Raw genomic sequence first — 22228 nt, forward strand, 5'->3', positions numbered from 1 at the left:
GTTGATATAAAGGCATTTATAATTTTAATTGGCCGTCATTTGCCCGTTATTTGTTAATTCACCGATAAAAGTGATAGTTCAATAACCAAAAGCTAATATATACATAATATTATCAAAAGCAAAAAATAATATTAATTAATATATACCAATATATGTATTCCCCCCCATAATCATTCAAGGGGGATTCATCTCACATAAATTTCTCAATTAAATAAATAATCAACGGTACAATAATTCCCGTTGCCACTAAAGAAATTAATGCATAGTTAATATGTGTAAGGTTATCAATTCGATGTTCGTTTTCAATGGATTTGGCTAAAGCTTTATCTGTTTTGGCATTCAAATCAGCCTGATCATTCAGCTGTTGTTTAATGGAAGAAATATCTTCTTTAATACCAATAAGCATTTTAGTCATGTTAATTTCATCAGGAACTTCCACCATTACTTATCACCAGCCTTTACTGCAAAAATAAATTTAACTTTATCTTTGTTTGCTGTATAGTAACCAGTCGGTGTAGAAAGTCGATAAATTTTACCATATTTTATTGGGGTAGCATAGAATCGACTTCCTTTAATCAGACGAGTATGCCGTTTAGACTTGAATTCAGCATCGTTAAATTGGTGAATTACGCTTTGTGTTGCTTCGTATAGGCCTGGAGTTTGATAATATTCCGGTTTAGCAGGTTTAATAACTACCCCACTTCCGGACAGTGAACCATCAAAATCTAAGCTGGCGTCAACCTTTAATCCATCATAGTTATCGGTATATTGCCAGGCATTCACATTATCAATTCCCGGTTGACTAACACCATACGCCGCTACCCAAATATGCTTATCAATAAGTTTCGCTCGATCAATTCGCTTTTCAGCAAACCATGAACCGGATCCATAAGTAATAACGTTGGTAAATCCGTTGGCTTTTAACTCCTTTAAAAAGGCATTTACTTCAGCTGTGGTCTTCCAAGGAAGGTCTTGTGCTTCCACATCTAGGGCCAAGACTGTGGATTTATCCAACCCAAAGCTTTTTACCCAAGCTAAGAAATACTTAGCTTCTGATGAACCATGACCATGAAAGAAATGATAAACACTCACAGTACCAAATACTTTGAATCCGTTAGCCACTTGTTCTCTAGCTTTAGGGTTAATGTATCCAGTGCCTTCCGTCAATTTAACCACCGTGGTATCAATTCCGTGACTTTTTAAAAATTTCATGTAGGTCTCAGAACTGCCTTGGTAAGCAGATAAATCAGCAACCTTTTTTGTCATTTTCGTCACTTCCTACTTTTGTTCAGATGATTGGGGTTCGTTAAATACTTCCGGATCGTCATCGACTGGAACGTCGGGTGTAACGTCATTTGTAGGCGCCGGAGTAACAGGTGCTTTGTGATTATCTCCCTTTAGAGTGTGTTTATAATACTGGTAAGCTTGTTCTGCTAATCCTTCAATTGTTTCTGCTTTAAAATTAAAGCCGGACTCTTTTAAGCCAGAATCAACAAATTGATTGACCACTTTTTTACGATCAGAATTACTTAAAGCTGGCATACTTGCCACCAGTGGAACAAATGCATTAGCAAACTTCAAGCCTAATTCCATTCCTTGCTTAATATGGGTATTCTTTTCAGTTTTAATTTTAGCTTCAATCAACGGTTTAACCAATTTGTAAGTTGCTGGAATTACAGCAATTAAAAAAGCAACCAATCCGGTTGCTTTAAAGGAATTTAAAACATTTAATATTTGTGTATACATAAGACAACCTCCATAAAATTTGTGTAAAAGAAAACGCCCCGCTTTAAAGGGCGTCCTCAATTCATATCATATTGAAGAACATGAAATTCCTTCTTGGAGGAATGGAATTCCACAAACGCATTGTATCACGATTATATAGTCGTAACAACTAATTATTAAAAACAAACACGCCCATCTTATGACGGGCGTGTATACATCACATACATTGAGGGGAATGTATGAGCATGGGGCATTCATAAATGCTCAGATGAATATTCGAATGCGTAGGCACCAAAGGGGTTAATGCCTACGAAAATGATTATACCACTGTTTCAAAAAAGTGACGGACTTTAATTTAATTAAACTTGCATTCCAAAAAACGTCTACATGTGAGTGTACTCAACTGACCGTCAATTAAGAAGCAGTTGATGAATTTTCCACCCCTGTGTCATAATTCTTACCAGTAATATCAGTAAACTGATCTTTTGTTAATTCATTCCAACCAACGAACAGTTTCAATTTATCATAAGATAACCAACCGTTATCATATTCAATTTTAAGCATTCCGTGCCAATCAATATTAAACATTGTATTACCTCCTTTTATTAAGCTGGTGAATTAGTTGTATTTGCTGCCGGTACAGCAGTTGCTTTTTCAGAAGCATTTAATTGAGTTTGAATATTTTGTAGTTCTCCGAGGATTTGTCCTTGAACCACTGAAATGTTACTTACCAAAGCTCCCAATTGTGAATCAGTTTGCGTACCTGTTGATTGCAAAGATTGTAACTGAGTTTGTAAGGTTGTTACATCTGTACTTACTTGGTTCAATGAAACACTCGGTAAGTTACCTGGATTAAGCAATTTTTGATTTGTTGCATCATATCGGAATTTATCTGGATATTGAGCGAACTGATTAATCCATGAATCTAAGACGAACACCTTTGTATAACCATCGGTCTCGACTTTTTTATAATCGGTGACAAAACCATTTGAATCAAACTTAACATAAATAAACATTGTTTATTATCTCCTTTTTTATCGTTTATGGGGTATATAAATAATCATAATTGGGTGTGGATATACCTCGAACAAAATATATTTCTAGGACACAATTGATAAACTTCGGAAGGAAGTTATCGCCCGTAACACTCTTGTAGTACAAGTTTAAAAACGTGATACAACTGAAACCACCAAATTTAATTGGCTATATCAGTGTTACATAATAAGTCGTAAAAATATCCATCTTTCTAATTACTGGAGAGAATCATAAGTGAAGTAAGCTCCTTCATAAAAGCTAAAATAATCAATACCACCACTAGTGCCACCAAACACAATAGATGCAGGACTACTAATTGACAAATCAACGGCTGACCCTTGAATTGAACTATCTGAATTGCCTATATTTTTGCAATAGATTTTCCCTGAAACAGTTTTAATGTTTTTTACTATTGATGAAAAATCAGCTACAGTAGCGGTATCGCCACTACTTATAAAGTAAGCATATTGTAATGAGTGTGAGTATGACATATATATTATTTTTGAGTTTTCATCAATCTTGTAGAGAAGAGTGCCTCCTATGGGTATTTTTTTCTCATCTAGCTGATGCCAAGCCGAGTTTTCAACGCTTTTCAAATCGTCGCTAGTAGCGACTGAAACACCTCCTGACTGCAAGCCTGCTGTAAAGTTAGTAGGCTTGCTGGAATCAACCATGTTTGCAGTAGCTGTATTAACAGCATTTTTAACATCAGTTGTAGTTGCCACATCAATTCCAGACTTTTGAAGTTTTCCTGTAAAATTGGCATCCTTAGTCGTATCTGCGATGGTAGCCGGAATCAAACTACTTATTTGAGTACTTGTTGGAATTGAATCCCATGATGACCAAGTACTTCCAACACAATATCTAATGTAGGTGAAATTGTTGTTAGACGAATTAGCACCTGCGTCTAACCACGCCATTTGACGCTTACGTCCAGTTGCAAAGCTGGAAGCAATTGTCAGCGTTAAATAGGTTGATTTAACCGGAGGCATATTAGCCGGTTCTCCGTTAACTTCCGACATCAAAGCAAGTCCTTGTGGAAGAGTATTGTAGTCTTTAGTTGGGTCTTGAGGGATTGAGGAAGCACTTAAAGATTTTAAAAGGTTGAAGACAGTTCCATTAGCAGTTATCGTTCCATCATGATTATCATGAACAACTTTACTATCGTCAGCAGGCGTATACCCAATTTTATCTTGTTTGGCGTTAACCTCTTCAATTCCAGCTACATCACTAGCAGGTTTACGCATATCAGCAATATTAACTTTAGTGTTTAAAGCATTGTTCATATCAACCACTTTTACATAATCAGCTAAATCAGGCGTAATGCTTCCCATATTTTGCCATGAACCATCTATCCAGATATATAAGTCCGTTCCGACTAAGTAGCCATCACCCTGGTTGTTACCCGTTGTGGGTAAATTTTCCTCTTTATCAGCTTTCCCTCTAACCACCAAGCCATTTCCTTGTTTCCCTTGCGGCCCTTCCGGGCCAATTGGACCTTGGCTACCGGTGTCACCTCGGCTAGAAACAAAATTAGTTTCTTTAGTTGTTCCGTCATCGTAGGTAAAAATAATTTTAGTCCACAGATAGGGAAGCTGATCGGTTGTCGCCAAAATAGTATCTGACCAGCCCCCTGTGGGAACTGTAACTGGTGAATCACTTAACTGATACTGATTGTTGGCAGACTTAATACCATTACCAGGGTCACCTTGGTCACCCTTCTGTACATTATGAACCGCATTCTCCATTTGATTACTCAAATCATCAAATTGTTGCTGAAAATCATTCAAAGTGACTGTCGGAATTACTTCACCAGTATCACTCATGAGGTTCTCTTCAATTGAAAATCCTAACGTTCCATCACTTGGAAAAATAGCCTGCGTACCATCATTCATAGTAACCCAAACTTCAATATCATAATCATCTGGAACCAATGTGTTCATGATATCCTGATTAATTGGAAAGCTTAGTGTTCCACCAAGCGGACTAGTTACAGTGGTTAAATCAATAGCTTCTTGCATGATATATCCATCGTCATTAGCTATTTTTACCAGAATTGACTTAGCATTAGTTAAATCAAAGGCCACCCCGTCGGCCGTGAGTGCCAGATTAAAAGCAGTGGTTGTATCTAAATATTTAACCACATCATTATCATCCGTGAATGCGAGTTCCTTACTCATTAGTTTTCACCTTCTTTCTAAGCTGATTATTTTCAATTTTTAATAACGCAATTTGTTGATTTTTTGCTGCCATATCTTGACTGTACTCATTAACCAATTGGTTAATTAAATCTTGTGCGTTAATATCATTCATCAGATCACCTTACATCTTCAATTTCTTTTTAATCCCATTAATTTCATCAAGTAAATTAGTTCCATGTGAAATGACATCACCAGCATGAAGATCAATTGTCGATCCAGCTTCATTGTGGAAATAAATATCAGTTCCTGAAACTGATGAAATATAACCTCCAGGACCACATTTAATTCCTTCTGCCAAATAGGTCCATGCATTTTCACTACCAATATGAGTATTGTTGCCGCCATATGCTTGAAAAGTTTGTCCTTCAATGATTGAGGACCCAACGTTAATTGAATCAACATCCAAGCCACCGCGAATTTGAGTATATCCATTACTATTTCCAGATACAAATTGAAGATATTTCCCATTGCTAATGGCGCAAAAACCGTTTGTGTCTAATGTTATTTTGCCATTACTGCCATCTTCTTCAATTGATGCCCCTGTAATTGTCGAAGTTGCATCAATTTTGGCAGCTTTAATGGTTGATGAATCAATTTCTACAGAGTTCAAATATCCGGCTTCAATGGTTCCTAAATCAGCAGATAACGCTGAAAGTTGGCCAACTGACAAGGCTGTTTGGGACATCTTAGTCTTAACCCAATCAGATCCATCATAGGTGTACATTTCACTAGTTATATGGTTACTGTCTTGGACGTACCAAATATCACCTTCATCATGACTTTTCCCATCATCAAAAGGCTCTTGCGATGAAACAGTAATTTTCCCATCCAACGATGTTTTAATCTTACCCGCTTCATCAGCCGCAGAATTTACAGCATTTTTTGCATCGTCAGAGGCTTGTTGAGCAAGCTTAGCATTTTCATCAATATTCAATGTTCCCGTTGCAATAATCAATTGCTATCACCATCCTCAATTTCGGTTCCTTCACCAGTTGATTCATCCCCATCTTCATCACTATCAGAACTATCATCTGAATCATCAGCATTATCATTTCCGGTAATTACTGGTTGTTCAGCTTCATCATTCTCGCCTTCATCTTGTTCAGGATATTCAACAACTAAGTCTTTAGAATCATCACGGATTTTAAGTGGAGCCGTATATAATGCACTATGAGCAATAGACACAGTGTGTGCATCATCCCTATATTCAGAAACGTTAAAGCCAACAATTAACCTAGAATTATTAACATCTTCATATATGCCCTCCGGCTCCAAATGACCGCCATTTTCCAACGGCACTGTTAACTTAATATCCTGCATTGGTTCCACCACATAATCAAATACCATTGACTGTGTAATTAAGTTAATACACATAACATGTTTGTCATCAGCATTGTTAGCATCACCCGCCGTAAAAAAAGCAAATGGATAACTAATCCCATTTGCCTGAAGAGTGTTATAAGCGCCATTATTAGTGGTTCCAGCTGGTAATGGCTTCCATTTAAAATCTTGCAATTTAAATTCAATGATTGGTTTGAAGTTTCCTGTCTGTAAATCGCTTATCTGACAAACATACACTTTCCCACTCGTCGTGCTTCCCAGCCATAGATTATTTTTCAAATCAACTGCAACTCGAAAATATTGTTTTACTTGGCACCACTTAGTTATATTACTAGCACTTGTATTGGCTTGGTATGCCATTGTTACCAAATAATATTTCCCATCAATTGGATCTTTTATTTCTGTATAAATCGTATTGGAACTTTCATCATAGCCGAACGATCCACAATGGCCACCACCAGTTACAAACATCATGCTCTGTAATGTTCCATCAGCGTTCCATTTAATAAATTCACAATCTGAATGGTTTTTGTCTTTAGAATAGTGATAACTAGACAACACCGAACCATCACTCAATAAATATGAAAATTGTAAGGCCCCAATATGCTGATCGCCATTAAAATCTTTGTTGGCGGCATCTTTAGTTTCCCAAAGTTTATTCCAGGAACCATCAGCTGAATTGCTGGTATCAATCCACATCTCTGCCTCATCTTTCACATAAGTATCATCAATGGTGACTAATAGTGTCCCGACAAATGGTGGTTCGATAGTAACCTGATAACCATCTTTTGCATGATCAGCTTCCCACCCAATATCACGGGTGCCGTCCATATTAATTTTTTGCCAATTAAACGCTTGTGGTGACAGATAAGAGGTTACATTCTCACCTTCAATAAATAGTCTTGCAATCACCCGTTTGGAAGTATCCGTGTTATACCAAGTTGAACCTAACGGCGTAATCAAACTGACTGTGGCTGCATTGGCATTCTCTCGGGCTTCTTCAAATAGTTTCTTAACGTGATCATTCCAACGCTGTTCCATATTGCGAATAAATGCCGGCGTAATTACTTTAACTGTACTGAACTCACCTAATACAACTTTATTTTGACTTGGGTCACTTTCTGAGGTAGTTTGCTGAATGACTCTTGCCTCCGTGGTTAAAATCGGGTTCATAGATAAATCAATCACCTTAATAGTATCGCCCAAGTTAGCTTGAAAATCTTGAGTTACCTCCACGGCATAGTTAATTCGTGGATGATTGTACAATCTTAATTCACGTAATCCCCAATCAAGTAATGCTTTAGGTTCAGTAATGGTATCACTCGTGATGGTCCCTTCTAGCCAGGTATTGCTATCATTGTTATAAAGAGAATTTGCTGAAACGTCAGTAATATAATTCTTGCCGTTATTAACCGAGGCAATTGAAGCATTATTTGCGCCCACAATGTAAAGCTTGGTTACTAAATTAGTATCAACTGTTTCTCGTTGGACAGATAACATGTTTTGCCCATAGGTAATTGACTTACCTTCATCTTCTCCCAATTGATCAGCTAATTCTAAAATTAGATCAGTCACAATACCGTTGGAGTCAATATGGCAATAAGCATCAGCTTCCGCATCGTAAGTTGATAGAACCGTCTGCAAGACAGATTGACTAGAAGCCGTACCATCAAAGTTAATATCAGCAAACAAGCCCGAAGAACAATTATTTTGTAAATCCCAACCGGTATCAGCCATGATCCACTGCATGGCTTGATCTAATTTACAATCTTTAATTTCTTTTTGTGGTGGAATGGTCTTATTAAGTTTATAGATTGCTAGGTTAATAGCATCCACCGTTACTAAATGAGCTCCGCTAGTGGCATCAATAGTTTCATCAACCTGATAGATTCGATAAATACGCCAATGATTATGCACATCATCATACACCGCAACGCTATTACCAACCGTTAAGTATTGAGCTGCAGGAGCACTTTGTAACATCGTTAGTCCTGTTAATGTATCATTCCAACTTTTGGAGTTAGCATTCGGATCCGTACTATTAAAAGTGCTAACGCCAGTAATGCCATCATCCGAGTTACTGTTATCATCGGCAATTTGGCGTTCAACTACTTCACCCCAAAACGGGTTGGCGTCTGAATTAGTCGATAACGTGGCAACTCGCTTTAAATTTTTATCCAGGATAATATACAAATCTCTAACCTCCTTATTTATGTATAAAAAAAGTAGTCGCTTTCGTGACTACTTAATTGCTGGTCGATATTCAATTGTTACATCAGCATTTTTGGGATCCGGGAAAAAGTGTAGAGTTTGTGGAACTCCACCAGTTAATTTAGGAAAAGTCGATAACCACGAAACGTATTTATCGGCCGATTTCCCATCAATGGTAACTTTATTGTTAGCCGTATCAATAATAATTTCTTGACCAGCCTTGGCGATAATATGTGGAGTGTCATCTGGATCTGTAGAGCCATCACTGCGCCACTCCTCATAATTGGTTAAGGCTTCATAATCTGATTTGTATGCTACCAGCGGATTAACCAAGTCCTCTTTAATATCATGTTTGCCAAAGAAAACGCCTAAATTTGCCAAGGCGAAGCCAAACTTACCGGACTTATCCAATTTTTCCTTATGCATATGAGTTTTATGGGTATTATTAACACTATATGGTTCACCAGTTTTAGGATCCCACTGGTTAATTTCTGCTACCCAGTTATCGTAAACATTACCAGACTTATCCGATTTCTTCTGTCGTTCAAGAATAAATTCACCATAAAAATTCGAGTAAGCATCCCTATTCATATACGAAGTTTCAGTTACATATTCTTTTTCCTTTTTCTTTTTCGTTGTAGCTTTGGGAGCTGATGTTTTTTTACCCCCTTTACTACTACTCTTCTTGCCACCCTTTTTAGATTTCACAACTCGTTTCTTTTTAGTCTTAGTCTTCTTACGAGTTTTTCGTTTCTTCCGCGCAAAGAATTGTAGATTCATTTATATCACTTCTTCTTTTTAGTCTTCTTCTTAACGGTGACCGTTTTGGTGTATGCTACTTTAACATGTTTTGTAGCCTCGTTTTGCTTCTGTTGTCCATTACCTTCATCAAATAGCAATGTCAAATAACTATCAGAGTTACTACTATCAAAATTATTACCTAATTGAATAAACGCCCGTGGGTAACGGCCCATCGAATAATCTTCAATGCCCATCCTGCCACAAACATTACCGTTATTGTCCAATAAATAAGCTTCGATTTTTCCCATCGCCCGCTCATTTTTCATTCGTTTAACATGATGTAAGCGTACCGAAACTTTCCAATAGGGAGTAATTTTCGGTAGACCATTATGCATAACCGCTGGTCCGTAAAAATTCTTGTGTTTCCCACGAGATCCCCATTCGTAATGATCATCTTTATCTTTAGCCACCATAATTGAAGTACCAGTGGCTGCTGAGTTTCCATCTATATCGCCTTTATAAATTGGAAAGGCTTGCGTATTTTCACTACATTGAATCCACGTTGCTAATGAGTTACATGGGTCGTCAACCTGTTGAGTTTGGGATTGTCCCATGACTGTAATGTTGCCATCACTATCCGTAGTCGTATCACCGTCATCAACATTATATCCAACTGCTACATAATCATCATTTGTTTCATAACCCACATAATAAAGATCGGTTTTCGGAATAATATGAATAATTGGATCAACTTCAGTATTTCCTTCAGGAATAATTTGCTGATCATTGTCTGTAATTTTTATTTCCTTCTGTGGTAGAAATCCACGTGGATCTGCCAGCATGAAGACTAACGTAGTTTGAAAGTCCTGGACACCTTCATTAATAAACGTCGGTGTTGGAATGCTCGTAAAGTGTCCATAATAAGTTACATCTGGATCGTCATTAAACCTCAGCGGATATTCAGTATCCGCATCACTGCTGGTATTAACTAAAACGTTAGTCAATGTTTTAATGCGCTCATTATATTCGTCACGAGTAGTACAGAAACAGGTAATTGGAATGTCAAATTCTTTTTCACCGTAGTCTGTTCCCAAGTACACACCACCATAACGTTTAGGAACATCTTGAAACGACTCAGTAATGCTAGGTGCTAACGGTTTCGATACATGATTCAAAAAGATTCCTAAATCATCTTGTGAATTAAAGCCATCATTTCCGTTTTCATCAAACGCAAAATCAAACGTGTTCACATCATAATTATCATTGTTAGCCAAAGGTTACACCTCTTCCCCAATTATTCTTAGCCGTTGTTCGTTTGTTATGCTTATTGACTGCCTGAACAACTTGCTTGTCAGTCACTACTGCCGGAATCGGATTGTTTTGGCCATCGACCAATTGACTCATAAGTTTAATCATTGTATCAAACTTTGCTTCAAGTCTTTTGACAGCCTGACCATCCGAATTGCTTGATTGGTTGGTATGCTGATCTGTTTGCTTAAAATGAGCCATGGTATCGGCTAACAATTCATAGGCTCGTCCCCGTTTGTTAATATCCCACGGAATGATGGTTTCTGGTTTATTACGTTCGGCCACTTTAATTAACTGTTCTTGATCAACTAAGCCACCATTCGCATATCCTAAATAATTAGCAACTTTCTTCGCACCATTAACATGCTGCCCCGTATAACCGCCACGTTCCCAATCTTCAGAAAACTGACTGGCTAACGAAGCGATCGAACCGTGGCCTTCCAGGATTCGTTTAAATACAGAAGAATCAGAACTGTCATCGCTTAACGCAAACTTTAATTGGGTAGCTGCATTGCGCCAGTTTTCACCATGACGATGAGCATATGATTTCAAATGATTCAATCTACCACCCAACCACTGTCCAAGACCGGAGGCTCCACCAGATGAATTTCTTGCATTAGGATTTAATCCCGACTCAAATTCCCAATTGCCAAGGATTGCAGCAATTCCTGCCTTGGTTGCGCGTGGATCTAGTTTTTTCAACGCTTTTTCTAAGGTTTTGGCTCTAGCCGCCACATCGCCACTTAATCCAAAACTACTTAAACTACCAAACAGTTTTTGCCATAATGGTTTTAAGTTTTTTGATACCCAACCCCAAACTCCAGAATTCTTTAATTGTGACTTTACTAGTGCTTGTAATCCGGAGCTTTGTTTATGAGATTTAGTTGACTTTTTAACTTTGTCAATTAATCCAGGTACTCTTCGGATCCCAACAAAATCACCGAATCCCTTGATGGTAGAATATTTAATCCCGTCCTTTGGATTTTCGGCACTGAACATATGTCCAGAACCACTGTTATCGACCACAATACCAACGTGTTGGCTTCCTCCACGACCGAAGAACGCTAAATCACCAGTCTTCGCATTCTTCCAAGATACAGGCTTAGAAAAGTTGTATTCAGGGACAGTAGTCGAGCCACCAGGAACTGTAATTCCCATGTGTTTCAAAGTCTCATAAACTAAGCCAGAACAATCATAATAATTCGGTCCTAAGCGGACATTAGAGCCTTCAGAATATCGGTGATGGGCACGATTTGCCAATTTCTTAGCTTCATTCAAAAATGCTGAATCAGTCTGACCGCCGCCTTCGGAAACCATGCCATGTAGCATATTCCAGGCAGTATCCCACCAAACCGAACCCTGTTGCTTGTCGCGTTTGCCAAACATATTGGCAAAGTTCTCTCCAACTGTTCCCTTTATATCGCCAAAATTAGGTTGAAAAACTTGTTTGAAAGTTGCATCAGAATGATTAGCAATGTGTGATAGTGCCGACAACTTCTGTTTTAAAGAACCCCAAATGCCTTTAAAGAGTTTCCCGATACCACCAAATAAACCAGTACCTGACGCAAAGTGCTGCATGCCATTTAAAGCCATTAACATCTTAGACTCTGTAGCATTTAAAACTCCGGAACCAGCTTCTAGAACCCGGTGAGTATCTTTACCTTCAACTGGTTCTAATTGTCCATCTGCGTGGACAATGATTTCCTTATTATGTGTTTCTGGTGAATCGTGGCCATCATTAAGCTTAGCCAAAACTGGTTTGGTTAATAAGCCATTTTTCAACAATCCGGTACCTGTTGCCCACGCTACTGTTGGTATCGGATCTAAAGTTTGTGAACCACCGTATTGTTTAAAGACTTTGTTCTGAGCTGAAATGGCATTTTTATTCATCCCGTTGACTAATTTGCCAATCCAATTACCAACTGACTTCCAAATTCCATGCCAGGAAAGACTGTAATTATATTTAGTTTTGGAATTGTTTTTCTTGATGTTCTCATATTGAGAAACAGCTTGATCCGTTACTTTATGATTTTGATTATGTGCATAATCGTACACCTTATCAGACTGCTGCTTTGCTTTGGTGATTGAATCATTTTTTTGCTTATCAGCGTGATGAATAACACCAATTCTTTGTTTACGAGCTTCTTCAATAATCTTTTGGCGTTGAGCTTTGGCAGCTGAACTATTTCCCTTATACTCTTCGTCTGCTGCTTTAACTGTATTTTTATATTTCTTCCAAGCCGCTTTATAAACACTATGATATTCATCGTTAGCTTTTTTGCTGACAGACTTTTGTTCTTCATCAGCGTTTGCCACCAATTTAATCATTTTTTCTTTGGAATATTTTTTACTCTTTTCAGTGAGCGTTTTATAATCTTTAGCAATCTTATTAGTAGACAGTTTAATCTGACCAGCTAAGGTTGTATGCAGTTTGGCTTCTTTAGCAGTCACTTGAGTAGCAAATTTAAGATGTTGTTTCTCAAGTGCTTCTTTCTTTTCCTTCTGCATTTTTTTAACTTGAACGGACCCTTTACCGTATTTATTCTCAGCTTTTAGAATCTTTTTATTCCACGATTCGGTTAATCGTTGACGTGATTGTGCATAATATTTGGCAATTGCTTGCTGATCTTTCTGACTCATCAGAGTTAATCGGTTGGCTTTAGATCCTTCACCCTTAATAATTTGTAGGCGTTTTTCGTACTCTTTTTTAGTAATGTCCCCGTTTTTATAAAGTAATTGTAAGTTCTTCTTGTCCTGAGCTTCACGGTTTTTATAATAGCTTGTCGCTTCATCAGAAAGTTTCTTGAAAGAAGACTTAGTAGATAATTTAGGTGTATGGATTTTTTGTGCTGAAAGTCCTTTTTGAATAGCTTTACCAAACTTACGACCAACACCTTCACCAACCAAGCCACCCAATCCAGCGCCAACAGCTGTGCCAATTCCAGGAAGAATAGCTGTCCCGATTGCTGCACCTGCTGCAGTACCACCTAGAGATCCAGTAGCAGCGCCGATGTGTGAACCGGCAGTCTTCTTTTTCATGCCAATTAAATCAGTTGCCGAATTTAAGACATCTAAGACACCGACAGAACCAGCCGCAACCTTGCCAAATTTACTAACGCCTTTAAACTTATCAGCTAATTTAGCTAATCGGCCAACTTTTCCGGAGTCTTCGGCAACTTTACTTGTATCATCTATATCGTGGATGGCCGTTTTACCATCTTTTTCGGCACCTTCGGCAACCTTACCTTCGCCACCAGAGTTATCAGCAATATCATCAATTGCACTGGTACCATTTCCGGCATCCACATTAGCTTCTTTAGCCTTAGTGTTACGTTCAATAGCTAGAGTTTGATCATCATATGCTGATGTCAATCGGTTCACCTTTAGCTTTTGACCGCCAAAGACAGAGGTAATATCACTAAATATTTTAAAATATTTATAAACTTTACCAACTGCCCAAATTGCAGCTAATGCTTCACCAAAATGTTTGACGCCTTCATAATGCTTAACAGCAAAAATACCAATATTGGCAATTCCTCCTGCCACATGTGCAGTTAAAGTAGCCGTTTTACCAATATCTTTCTGAAATCCTTTTTCACCAAAAAGCTTGGTCATTTGATTAGCTGCTTTTGTCATATACGGCAACAACTTAGACCCAAACATAATTGATAATTGATCCCAGGCTTGCTTAAATCGTTTCTGAGACATTTGGGCAGTTTGAGCATTTTTGTTAGCTAATCTTTGAACGTAAGTCCCAGCTTTGCTTGCTTTAGAAACATTGTTGGTTAAATCAGCCAATTGGCCATTATATTTAGCTAAGATTTGAGCTGCTTGCATGCCGGTTGGACCAAAAACATTTTTAAAGATGCGTGCTGTATCAGCTCCACCAAGTTTTTTAGTATGTTCTTCGATAATTTTAAAAATTGCAGGCAATGTTTTGAAATTACCATTGGCAGTCTGGAATATTTTAGTTGATTTAATCCCAATGTCATTCAAAGCACCCATAGCTGAATTAGTTGGTGCTGCTAAACTAGTAATAATTTTTCGTAGACCCGTTCCGGCTTTATCAGCTTCCAAACCGTGGTTACTTAATTCACCTAAAGCAGCAGAAGTTTGCTCGATACTAAACCCCGCATTATTAGCTGAATCACCTACATACTCCATACCTTTGCCTAGACTGTGAAAGTCAGTGGCGGTCATATCAGCAGAATAAGCCAATGCATTAACTACACGCCTGGTGTTGTGCATCATTTTTGCCGTATTATTGGTTTTCATGCCAAATGCTTCAATCGCCTGGCTTGATACTTTAACCACATCTTTAAAGTCGTCACCTGAAGCCACACTGGCCTGTAGCTCAGTTTTCATAACCGCTAACGACTCAGCTCCTGTATGACCACGCTTGATTAAATCCTGGTATTGATCAGCAATTTCTTTTTGACTAACCCCATATTTGAGAGCGTACTTAGTCCCATCTTTTTGCATTTCGGTGACGGTCTTAATGGCAGTTTTAGTCTTATCACCACCCGTAACTAACAAGTTCCGGTTTACTTTATAAACATTTTGAAGTTCAGTCGCTTTTTTAGCACCAGAAAATGCAGCTGCTCCCAATGTCCCCATCGCTACGCTAGCACCTAGTAAACTACCTTTAATTGATCCAAATGAATTCTTAATCTTATTCTTAGCAACGTTGGCTTTGTCACCCATCCGAGCCATGGCATCACTCATGTGACCGACTTGTAAATCGTACTTGACCACATCAGAACGCACATTGGCCAGTGAAGTGGCTGTTTTGTTGACTCGTACTTGTTGGGTGTTAAAAGCTTCGTTAGCAATGTCCAAGCTACCTTTTAATTGATTAAGTTTTTCCTTTTCTTGAACATATTCATCCGCATTCTTGTGGGTATCATTGGCGAGGCGGTTAACAACATTTTGTTGTTTTTCATAGGCCAACTGGGCTTGTTTATAAGCCTGTGAGTTTTTACTGAGTTCACTATTTTGTAATCTGTACTGATCAGATAAGCTATTCAATCCTTCCTTAAGGCCTTTAAGCTTTACTTGACCAGCCTGGTTAATCTTTCCTTGAGCCTTTAGCGCATCCACATAAGAATTAGTTACCTGATTAAGGTTATGATAGTTGCGCTGTAATCCAGATAGTCCTGAATTAAGGTATTCAAATTGCTTTTCCGCCTTAGACTGTTGATCATTTAATCCAGCAATCTTCTCTTGTGCTTTAGCAATCTGATTAGCATATTTGGCATATTTTTCTGAACCTTGATTGGTCGTTTGATCGAGGCCTGACTGTCGACGCTTCAACTCATCAATTTTTAAGTTATAACCTTTAATTTCTTCTGATATTCCTTGATACCTAGTTTTTAAAGCATCTAGTTTATCTCCAGAAGACTTTAAAGCCACCTCCTGAGAACGCCATGCATTGGTATTAGCTTTAATGTAATTGGTTAAAGTCTTTAATGACCGTGCTGGTTGTACTGCATCCAAGCGAATTGAAGTACTCATTACATCATTAATAGTAGCCATTAGTCAGTCCCCTTTCGTTTATTTAATAACTCGACAACCGGATCTGTTACTTGTTTCTTCTTATCTTTAGCATTTAAGACTGCCATAAACTCAAAGTAATCTTGTCGATTTAATTCATCTGGTAAGATTCCCTGCTTCATCATTTGTTGTTTAAAAAAAAGCATATCTTGTTGGGATATGCTTAAGTCATTAATTAATTTGGCTAATCTTAATTGCTTTCTTTTGGGTCTGCTGATTCCTCAGTTTGTTGTTTAGTAACAGTCTCCCAATCTTCATCGCTCATACCTTGAAACCGGAATAATACATAGGCCATGAAATTTTGAAAATCCGTAAAATCCAAAGTGGATTTAATCTTTTCAACTTCTTTGTCGGATAGCTTAAAAATATCAATCATAAATTGCAATAATCCTTGAACCATTTTCTTTTGCGTTTCCAAAACTGCTAGTGGGTCATCATTAGTAAAATCAACTGCATCTGATTTCAACAATTGAATTTGTAAATTTTGGGCTTTCTCAATAACACCCACAGTGGTTTTAACTTCAGCTGACTTTTTACGTAAACCTAATCGAGTAATATTAATTTTCATGATCAAAACTCCTTTATTTTATTTAGTTATGTATACGGGGAACAATCCCCGCCTTAATTTATTTTCCTGGTGTTGTACCGCCAGTCGTTGAGCCAGTTGTGCTACCCGTAGTCGATCCAGTGGTTGAACCAGTCGTGCTACTACCGGTAGTAGCTGAATAACCACCAAAGACTTCGGCCAACATTTTAGCTTTATCAAATCCAGTATCTTGAGACATCCAAATCTTGTACGGTTCTCCATTGAAGATGGTATTGTCAGCTGGTGTTAATGCTTGGTAAGTTAACGCCGTATTGGCATCAGTTTCGGCATTATTATCCGTTGCATGAGAACTACCAGTTTCAATTAGTTGACCATTAGCAAAGCCTTCGTACATATCAATATTCGTGTATGAACGAAAATGTAACAACATTGCTACATGTGGTTTGGGCAATTGACGTGTCCAACCACTATTGACTGTATCTTGAATATATCCTTTGAGTTTTTGCAACTCGTCAAAATCAATATCCAAGAATTCCAATGCGACCTCTGGTTGTGCCTGACCATTTGAAACTCGTTTTGCTTCATCATTAGCATAGGCGACAGTACCCGCGGCTTCCAAGCCAGAAACTGTAGCTGTCGTAGCACCTTTTTCGTCACCATCGACTAAATAGATGCCGTTAGTTCCTACTCCTGCATCACCAGTGAGCAATTTGCCAGTCGCATCAACCAAACCAAAGGTGACATCTTTAATACCATGTGTTGACATTTAAAGTCCTTCTTTCTTTACTATAATTGTTTTAGTAACTGAAAAAGTTGCCGTAACTTGATCGGTGTCTGGATCCACAGTGTTAGGCTCATGTGAGCTAACCAGCCAATCCTGATTTTCCAAATCATTCATTAGGGCAACTTCATTGTTAAAAATATTTTCTTGTGTTTCTTTTTTCCAAAATATTTGAATCTGAATGTTAGCCTGTAAATTACTAAATCGATCGTTTCTATATCCACCCAACGGTTCATTAACTGAAGTAACTAATACAATGGTCTGCTTTCCAGAAGTATCAGCCCCAGGAGGAATGTTCATGGAATAAAGCTGGTCAATCCAACCATAGTGCAAAGATTGAATTAACTGATAAACAGTCATAACTGGTAATTCCATTAGTGCCCCAACTCCTTCCATTTAATATATTCAGCTTTTAATATATCAGAGTGGGTTTCTTCACGTGCCTTTTCTACAAAGTGATCCCCAGTGATATAAACAGTACCATCATTTAACCAGCGGGCAATCACCGCTTTTTTCTTTACCCAACCAACTGTGGAAGTCCCATCCACATCACCATCAACGTTTGTCATACTAACTAGCACACTATCAGCTAAATGTGGATCCTTTTCTGAGGCAATTCGATTAGTGTAATGTAGCTGCTTAGTTTTATTAGTCAATTTCTTTTGTAAAACATCAGCGCCTGCTTTAGTAATTAAAATTGTTTCCGTGCGTTTGGGAACCAATCGCTTTATTTTCGCTAAATAATCGTCTAATTGTTCGGCCATACTAACCATGTTTTTTACCAACCCTCTCATTAATCTGTAGAGTCAAAATGTCATAAGTCACAATTTGATTGCTATCATCTAAACTCAAATTAACGATTTGATATAGTTGGTCTTGATATTGAACTAGCAGACCTTTGTCAATTAACGGATTGTGTCGAATAACAATTTGAATAGTATCTTCAAAATCTGTTCCCAAAAGCGAAACGTTCTGTGTGTTAGTTCGCGTATAAGGCATGCACCATAACACGAACTGTGGTTTAAATTGCGTTCCTGATGCACCAGTATTAGGATTAATTGTTGGTAAAGCCGTTCCAAACTGGGCTTGCCGATTAAACTGCTCCGGACTAAATTTATTAAGTGCCATCCGGATCACTTCCTGAAACCATTCCTTGGAGTTGATCTAGCATCATCAACAAACCAGCTGACATCCCTTTAGATAATTCCCGATCATAATATAATTGAGTTGCCAGTGTTTTTATTGCTAGGTCGTAAATTGATGAGGCTTGATATTGGGTTTCAGTTGAACTGACTGAATGATTGACAATCTCAGTTGCCTCATTAATCAAATTGGTAACAGTCGTTAATTCAGTCGGACTTTGGTCAATATGCAACTCATCCATTAATTCTGTCGGATTAACCGTCACATGACACCCCTCCTAACAGCCGCCCATCACTGTATTGTTTATTTCATTGGCGACTTATTTAAATTACTTGCCAGTTGAACTAGTAGTCCCACTAGTCTTTGCAGCAGGAGTTAAATCTGCTAATCCGGTAAATGGTGCATAAATGACCGATTCAGTATCCCACAACTCGACGTCAAAGCGATCAATGGCACGAATCTTAGTCAAGTCATTTTCGAAAGAACCGGCGCCAATGTTGGTGGCCAACAAAGACATCTGCTGAAGGTCGAATAGACGAACAGCTTCCGTCAAAGCACCAATGTAAAGTGGGAAACTGTTTCCATCATTGGGCAGAAAGGCATCGGCAATAACTGTAATTGTCTTACCAGCCAACATTTTTTGTGATGGATTAAGCGGGTTAGGTTGAATGACGTATTGTCCGTTATTATCCTTGACTTTATCCAGAACAGCAAAGCCTGATTGGTTAGTAACAAATGCAGATTCATTCCAAATCAGTGGATCCAATTCCTTGTTGTAAATATCCTTAATGGCGTCAAAACTATCAACTGTGGTCTTTTGTGCGCTTGGTAACTTAGCCAATGCTTGCAAAATTTCACTGTTTCGGGTAATAACATCCTTCTTAGCAATCCAATTTTCCAAATATGCTAAGAGGTTTGCATCACTGTCATTCATCAAAGTGTTGGTAATACTGGAAATTCCTGCATATCGATGGATTTTGTAAGTTAATGGCTTAAAGGCTGCCGGCTCATCGTTATTACCAATTTGCGCTGTTTCATCGTCCAAATTAGCAAATGGAGTTACTGACTGACGTGGTTCAATAACTCGTGAACCAGATGGTGCGCTAACTCCTTCCACAGTTACTAGTGGCTCCAATGATGTAAAGGTTTGTTTTAAAGTGTTGATGGCTGTTTGAATATCTGCCGGAATAGTTAAACCAACACCATTTCCGTTGGCATCAAGTCCACTAGACATCAAATTCAAAAACTTTGGATCACCCTTTAAGGCTCCCTTGACAATATTAATAAACTTAGGCTTGTCTTTTGGCGTAACATCTTTTTGACCACCTGCAGCTGGTTTATCAGGCTTTACTAATTTAGCAGTTGCCAGGGCATCATCATATGCACCTTTAGCAAAATCTCGGGTCTTCTTTGCTTTATCAATTGAATCAGCAATTTTAGTTAGATCCTCATCTGAATATTTTTCAGGAGAATCGTTCAGTTCAACTGCCATTTGATTACGCTTTTCTTGAAGGTCCGTTACTTTTTGACCAGCTTCAAGCCAAGCATCGTGCAGCTTATTTAAATCCATAATTTAATTTCCTTCTTTCTTAAATAAAATAGCCAACTTATGTGATCGCAATTGGTCACTAGTTTGGCTATTAGTTTCTTTAGGCTTTTCTTTTACTTTGGTTAACAATGATTTAATTTTACTAATTGCCTGATTACTCAACATAACCGGCGAGAGCATATTAGTAACTTTGGCTGGTTGATCGTCAAACATAATTTCATCTGCAAATCCTTGTTCAACGGCATCTTTTGCATTGATATAAGTTTCCTTGGCCATCATTTGCATGACTGTTTGCGGATCCAAACCCGTTCGTTGCACATAAACATTTGCAATTGATTGATCAGTCGAGTTCAACCCCTGCAAATCGCTGGATAAATTGTCTGCATTGCCTTGAGATACGGTGGAAGCCCGATGAATCATTAATTGAGCAGTTGGTGAAATCTTAATCGTATCACCCGCCATTGCAATGACGCTTGCTGCGCTGGCAGCTAGTCCGACAATATCAACCTCCACATTGCCAGTATAATTCTTGAATGCGGTATATATTTCAGAACCCGCAAACACATCGCCACCAGGTGAATTAATTTCGGCAACAATATTTTGACCATTTGCAGTGTTTAACGCATCTTTAACTGCGGAAGGAGTAACTGTTGAATAGCCAAAGAATTCATATACTTCAGCATCATCATCACTAGATACAACACCTTTAATTGGTACTGTTGTCATTATCATCACCTCCTTCCACTGCTGAAACTTTCAAATCAGGAAAAACTCCCGCTTGTTTCAGAATTGTTTGCGCTTGTTGCGGCGTTAATGCTGGTGACTGACCAGTACTTAATTTAGTAATATTACTAATTAATTGCTGATGATCAACATCAATAGCCGAATTAATATCCATTTTAATGTCGATTCCCAACTTTAAAGACAATTCTGATTCAATTGGCCGAATATATAGGCTCAAACTATTTTGATACAAAGAACGAATCATCTCAATTGATGATTGTTCGTCACCTTGACCATTTAAATAACTATCTGGAACACAAAAAGCCTTGGCAATCTGGGTCTGACTAAACGTGGCATTATTTAATAATTTAGCTATATCCGGATTAATCTGTAAGGAATCAAGCTGAGCAGATTGATCCAAAACAATTGGTCGACCAGCATTCGAACCAGAATTCTGATTCTCAAACGATTTTCTAATATTTTCTTTAGCTTCCGGTTCCAATTTGGCCGCCGGAACCGTAATCGTATAACTAGGCGCAATTGCATTCTTTAAACTGCTCAGTGACAATTGATTACTATAGTTCTGGATGTTAATTTCTTTAGCTAAACTGTTTAGCGGACTGCTCCCCACTAGTTCAGTGGCAACTTGACCAGAAACAAACAAGCGAAAATGTAAAATATCGGCAGCTAAATATGTCACCTGCCCTCGGTCATCACCGTAATTAACTGTGTAATAAAGAACATTTTGTTGATTATCTAAAGTAATGCTGACCTGGTAGAACGGGATTAAGGTCAACCCTGCTGGACTTCCATTGCCATTTCGCTGAATTAGAGCAAAGGCGTTGCCAGTTAACATCATTTGAGCACTAACTGCTTGCCAAAAATTATAAGCACTCAATAATGTGCTGGGCTGATTTAGCATGTTGCTATATTGGTCTGTTTTAAATTCACAGCTGGCCACATCACCTGCAATTCGATTAATCACCGCATAAATATCACTGTTTTGCAGTGCTCCGTCTGCATCCACAGTGTTAGTGGATAACAATGTACCATTTAACATAAATGGTGAATACCCGGTGGTACTAATTGTTTGTGTTTGTTTTGACATAAAATTTTTAAAGGGGTTCAGCATTCAACGCCTCCTTTCACGAAATGACATAGGCTAAAACGATTAAAGCAATCCCGGCCACTACCCAACCTACAATAAAATTAATAAGGCTTGCGGCAACCACAAATGCAATTAACCCAAATAAAAATAATATAAAAGACAGGTTAGTGATTAAACCTGTCCATAGTTGTTTCAGATTCAACTAATCTGCCTCCCTAATAATTTATTCACTACATATATCACCCAACAAGTGTTGAAAATA

At 38.1% G+C, this 22228-nt stretch carries 23 protein-coding genes; all 23 read right to left on the minus strand.

Annotated elements, in window-relative coordinates; translation table 11 throughout:
- Window positions 1-190 precede the first annotated feature (190 nt).
- Window positions 191-442 (minus strand): hemolysin XhlA family protein, encoded by a 252-nt coding sequence (locus KE627_RS01565; RefSeq protein ID WP_056939026.1) that lies wholly within the window; start codon window positions 440-442, stop codon window positions 191-193.
- On the minus strand, window positions 442-1266 hold the full coding sequence (locus KE627_RS01570) for a GH25 family lysozyme (RefSeq protein ID WP_056939027.1): 825 nt from the start codon (window positions 1264-1266) through the stop codon (window positions 442-444). Before KE627_RS01570 ends, KE627_RS01565 begins: the two co-directional genes overlap by 1 nt.
- Window positions 1267-1278: 12 nt before the next feature.
- On the minus strand, window positions 1279-1746 hold the full coding sequence (locus KE627_RS01575) for a hypothetical protein (protein ID WP_056939028.1): 468 nt from the start codon (window positions 1744-1746) through the stop codon (window positions 1279-1281).
- Window positions 1747-2139: 393 nt separating this feature from the next.
- Entirely contained in the window at window positions 2140-2313 is a 174-nt protein-coding gene (locus KE627_RS01580; RefSeq protein ID WP_008857027.1) for an XkdX family protein, read from the minus strand.
- Window positions 2314-2330: 17 nt separating this feature from the next.
- Window positions 2331-2741 (minus strand): hypothetical protein, encoded by a 411-nt coding sequence (locus tag KE627_RS01585; RefSeq protein ID WP_056939029.1) that lies wholly within the window; start codon window positions 2739-2741, stop codon window positions 2331-2333.
- 234 nt (window positions 2742-2975) lie between these two features.
- On the minus strand, window positions 2976-4940 hold the full coding sequence (locus tag KE627_RS01590; protein ID WP_056939030.1) for a hypothetical protein: 1965 nt from the start codon (window positions 4938-4940) through the stop codon (window positions 2976-2978).
- Window positions 4933-5073 carry a hypothetical protein gene (locus tag KE627_RS01595; RefSeq protein WP_008214398.1) on the minus strand — a complete coding sequence of 47 codons (141 nt, stop codon included), beginning with the start codon at window positions 5071-5073 and terminating at the stop codon, window positions 4933-4935. The genes KE627_RS01590 and KE627_RS01595 overlap by 8 nt, the downstream gene beginning before the upstream one ends.
- A gap of 9 nt (window positions 5074-5082) precedes the next feature.
- Complete coding sequence (locus KE627_RS01600; RefSeq protein WP_056939031.1) at window positions 5083-5916, minus strand: hypothetical protein; 834 nt, start codon at window positions 5914-5916, stop codon at window positions 5083-5085.
- Complete coding sequence (locus KE627_RS01605; RefSeq protein ID WP_056939032.1) at window positions 5913-8495, minus strand: phage tail spike protein; 2583 nt, start codon at window positions 8493-8495, stop codon at window positions 5913-5915. The genes KE627_RS01600 and KE627_RS01605 overlap by 4 nt, the downstream gene beginning before the upstream one ends.
- A gap of 48 nt (window positions 8496-8543) precedes the next feature.
- Window positions 8544-9221, minus strand: a complete 678-nt coding sequence (locus KE627_RS01610; protein ID WP_240034482.1) for a phage tail family protein — start codon at window positions 9219-9221, stop codon at window positions 8544-8546.
- A 77-nt stretch (window positions 9222-9298) separates the two neighbouring features.
- A complete protein-coding gene (locus KE627_RS01615; RefSeq protein WP_056939034.1) occupies window positions 9299-10528 on the minus strand; it encodes a distal tail protein Dit in 1230 nt (409 codons plus the stop codon).
- Complete coding sequence (locus KE627_RS01620; RefSeq protein WP_146971955.1) at window positions 10521-16097, minus strand: phage tail tape measure protein; 5577 nt, start codon at window positions 16095-16097, stop codon at window positions 10521-10523. The genes KE627_RS01615 and KE627_RS01620 overlap by 8 nt, the downstream gene beginning before the upstream one ends.
- Entirely contained in the window at window positions 16097-16240 is a 144-nt protein-coding gene (locus KE627_RS01625; protein WP_169300818.1) for a hypothetical protein, read from the minus strand. The genes KE627_RS01620 and KE627_RS01625 overlap by 1 nt, the downstream gene beginning before the upstream one ends.
- 65 nt (window positions 16241-16305) lie before the next feature.
- Complete coding sequence (locus KE627_RS01630) at window positions 16306-16683, minus strand: phage tail assembly chaperone (RefSeq protein ID WP_056939037.1); 378 nt, start codon at window positions 16681-16683, stop codon at window positions 16306-16308.
- 58 nt (window positions 16684-16741) lie between these two features.
- Window positions 16742-17428, minus strand: a complete 687-nt coding sequence (locus tag KE627_RS01635; RefSeq protein WP_056939038.1) for a phage tail protein — start codon at window positions 17426-17428, stop codon at window positions 16742-16744.
- Window positions 17429-17818 carry a DUF806 family protein gene (locus KE627_RS01640; RefSeq protein WP_056939039.1) on the minus strand — a complete coding sequence of 130 codons (390 nt, stop codon included), beginning with the start codon at window positions 17816-17818 and terminating at the stop codon, window positions 17429-17431.
- Window positions 17818-18207 (minus strand): HK97 gp10 family phage protein, encoded by a 390-nt coding sequence (locus tag KE627_RS01645; RefSeq protein ID WP_225430518.1) that lies wholly within the window; start codon window positions 18205-18207, stop codon window positions 17818-17820. Before KE627_RS01645 ends, KE627_RS01640 begins: the two co-directional genes overlap by 1 nt.
- Window position 18208: 1 nt before the next feature.
- Window positions 18209-18571, minus strand: coding sequence for a phage head closure protein (locus KE627_RS01650; RefSeq protein ID WP_056939041.1), 363 nt, complete (start codon window positions 18569-18571; stop codon window positions 18209-18211).
- On the minus strand, window positions 18561-18851 hold the full coding sequence (locus KE627_RS01655; RefSeq protein WP_013728310.1) for a head-tail connector protein: 291 nt from the start codon (window positions 18849-18851) through the stop codon (window positions 18561-18563). Before KE627_RS01655 ends, KE627_RS01650 begins: the two co-directional genes overlap by 11 nt.
- A 63-nt stretch (window positions 18852-18914) precedes the next feature.
- Window positions 18915-20156, minus strand: coding sequence for a phage major capsid protein (locus KE627_RS01660; protein ID WP_056939042.1), 1242 nt, complete (start codon window positions 20154-20156; stop codon window positions 18915-18917).
- A gap of 3 nt (window positions 20157-20159) precedes the next feature.
- Window positions 20160-20861 carry a head maturation protease, ClpP-related gene (locus KE627_RS01665; RefSeq protein ID WP_056939043.1) on the minus strand — a complete coding sequence of 234 codons (702 nt, stop codon included), beginning with the start codon at window positions 20859-20861 and terminating at the stop codon, window positions 20160-20162.
- Window positions 20842-21966 carry a phage portal protein gene (locus tag KE627_RS01670; RefSeq protein ID WP_240034481.1) on the minus strand — a complete coding sequence of 375 codons (1125 nt, stop codon included), beginning with the start codon at window positions 21964-21966 and terminating at the stop codon, window positions 20842-20844. The genes KE627_RS01665 and KE627_RS01670 overlap by 20 nt, the downstream gene beginning before the upstream one ends.
- A 37-nt stretch (window positions 21967-22003) precedes the next feature.
- Window positions 22004-22168, minus strand: coding sequence for a hypothetical protein (locus tag KE627_RS01675; protein ID WP_008214368.1), 165 nt, complete (start codon window positions 22166-22168; stop codon window positions 22004-22006).
- Window positions 22169-22228 lie beyond the last annotated feature (60 nt).

The sequence above is a fragment of the Lentilactobacillus buchneri genome (assembly GCF_018314255.1).
Lineage (GTDB): Bacteria > Bacillota > Bacilli > Lactobacillales > Lactobacillaceae > Lentilactobacillus > Lentilactobacillus buchneri.

Coding starts and splice junctions, on each gene's coding strand:
- KE627_RS01565 (WP_056939026.1), bottom strand. CDS start 442: ATGGTGGAAGTTCCTGATGAAATTAACATGACTAAAATGCTTATTGGT.
- KE627_RS01570 (WP_056939027.1), bottom strand. CDS start 1,266: ATGACAAAAAAGGTTGCTGATTTATCTGCTTACCAAGGCAGTTCTGAG.
- KE627_RS01575 (WP_056939028.1), bottom strand. CDS start 1,746: ATGTATACACAAATATTAAATGTTTTAAATTCCTTTAAAGCAACCGGA.
- KE627_RS01580 (WP_008857027.1), bottom strand. CDS start 2,313: ATGTTTAATATTGATTGGCACGGAATGCTTAAAATTGAATATGATAAC.
- KE627_RS01585 (WP_056939029.1), bottom strand. CDS start 2,741: ATGTTTATTTATGTTAAGTTTGATTCAAATGGTTTTGTCACCGATTAT.
- KE627_RS01590 (WP_056939030.1), bottom strand. CDS start 4,940: ATGAGTAAGGAACTCGCATTCACGGATGATAATGATGTGGTTAAATAT.
- KE627_RS01595 (WP_008214398.1), bottom strand. CDS start 5,073: ATGAATGATATTAACGCACAAGATTTAATTAACCAATTGGTTAATGAG.
- KE627_RS01620 (WP_146971955.1), bottom strand. CDS start 16,097: ATGGCTACTATTAATGATGTAATGAGTACTTCAATTCGCTTGGATGCA.
- KE627_RS01625 (WP_169300818.1), bottom strand. CDS start 16,240: ATGATGAAGCAGGGAATCTTACCAGATGAATTAAATCGACAAGATTAC.
- KE627_RS01630 (WP_056939037.1), bottom strand. CDS start 16,683: ATGAAAATTAATATTACTCGATTAGGTTTACGTAAAAAGTCAGCTGAA.
- KE627_RS01635 (WP_056939038.1), bottom strand. CDS start 17,428: ATGTCAACACATGGTATTAAAGATGTCACCTTTGGTTTGGTTGATGCG.
- KE627_RS01640 (WP_056939039.1), bottom strand. CDS start 17,818: ATGGAATTACCAGTTATGACTGTTTATCAGTTAATTCAATCTTTGCAC.
- KE627_RS01645 (WP_225430518.1), bottom strand. CDS start 18,207: ATGGCCGAACAATTAGACGATTATTTAGCGAAAATAAAGCGATTGGTT.
- KE627_RS01650 (WP_056939041.1), bottom strand. CDS start 18,571: ATGGCACTTAATAAATTTAGTCCGGAGCAGTTTAATCGGCAAGCCCAG.
- KE627_RS01660 (WP_056939042.1), bottom strand. CDS start 20,156: ATGGATTTAAATAAGCTGCACGATGCTTGGCTTGAAGCTGGTCAAAAA.
- KE627_RS01665 (WP_056939043.1), bottom strand. CDS start 20,861: ATGACAACAGTACCAATTAAAGGTGTTGTATCTAGTGATGATGATGCT.
- KE627_RS01670 (WP_240034481.1), bottom strand. CDS start 21,966: ATGTCAAAACAAACACAAACAATTAGTACCACCGGGTATTCACCATTT.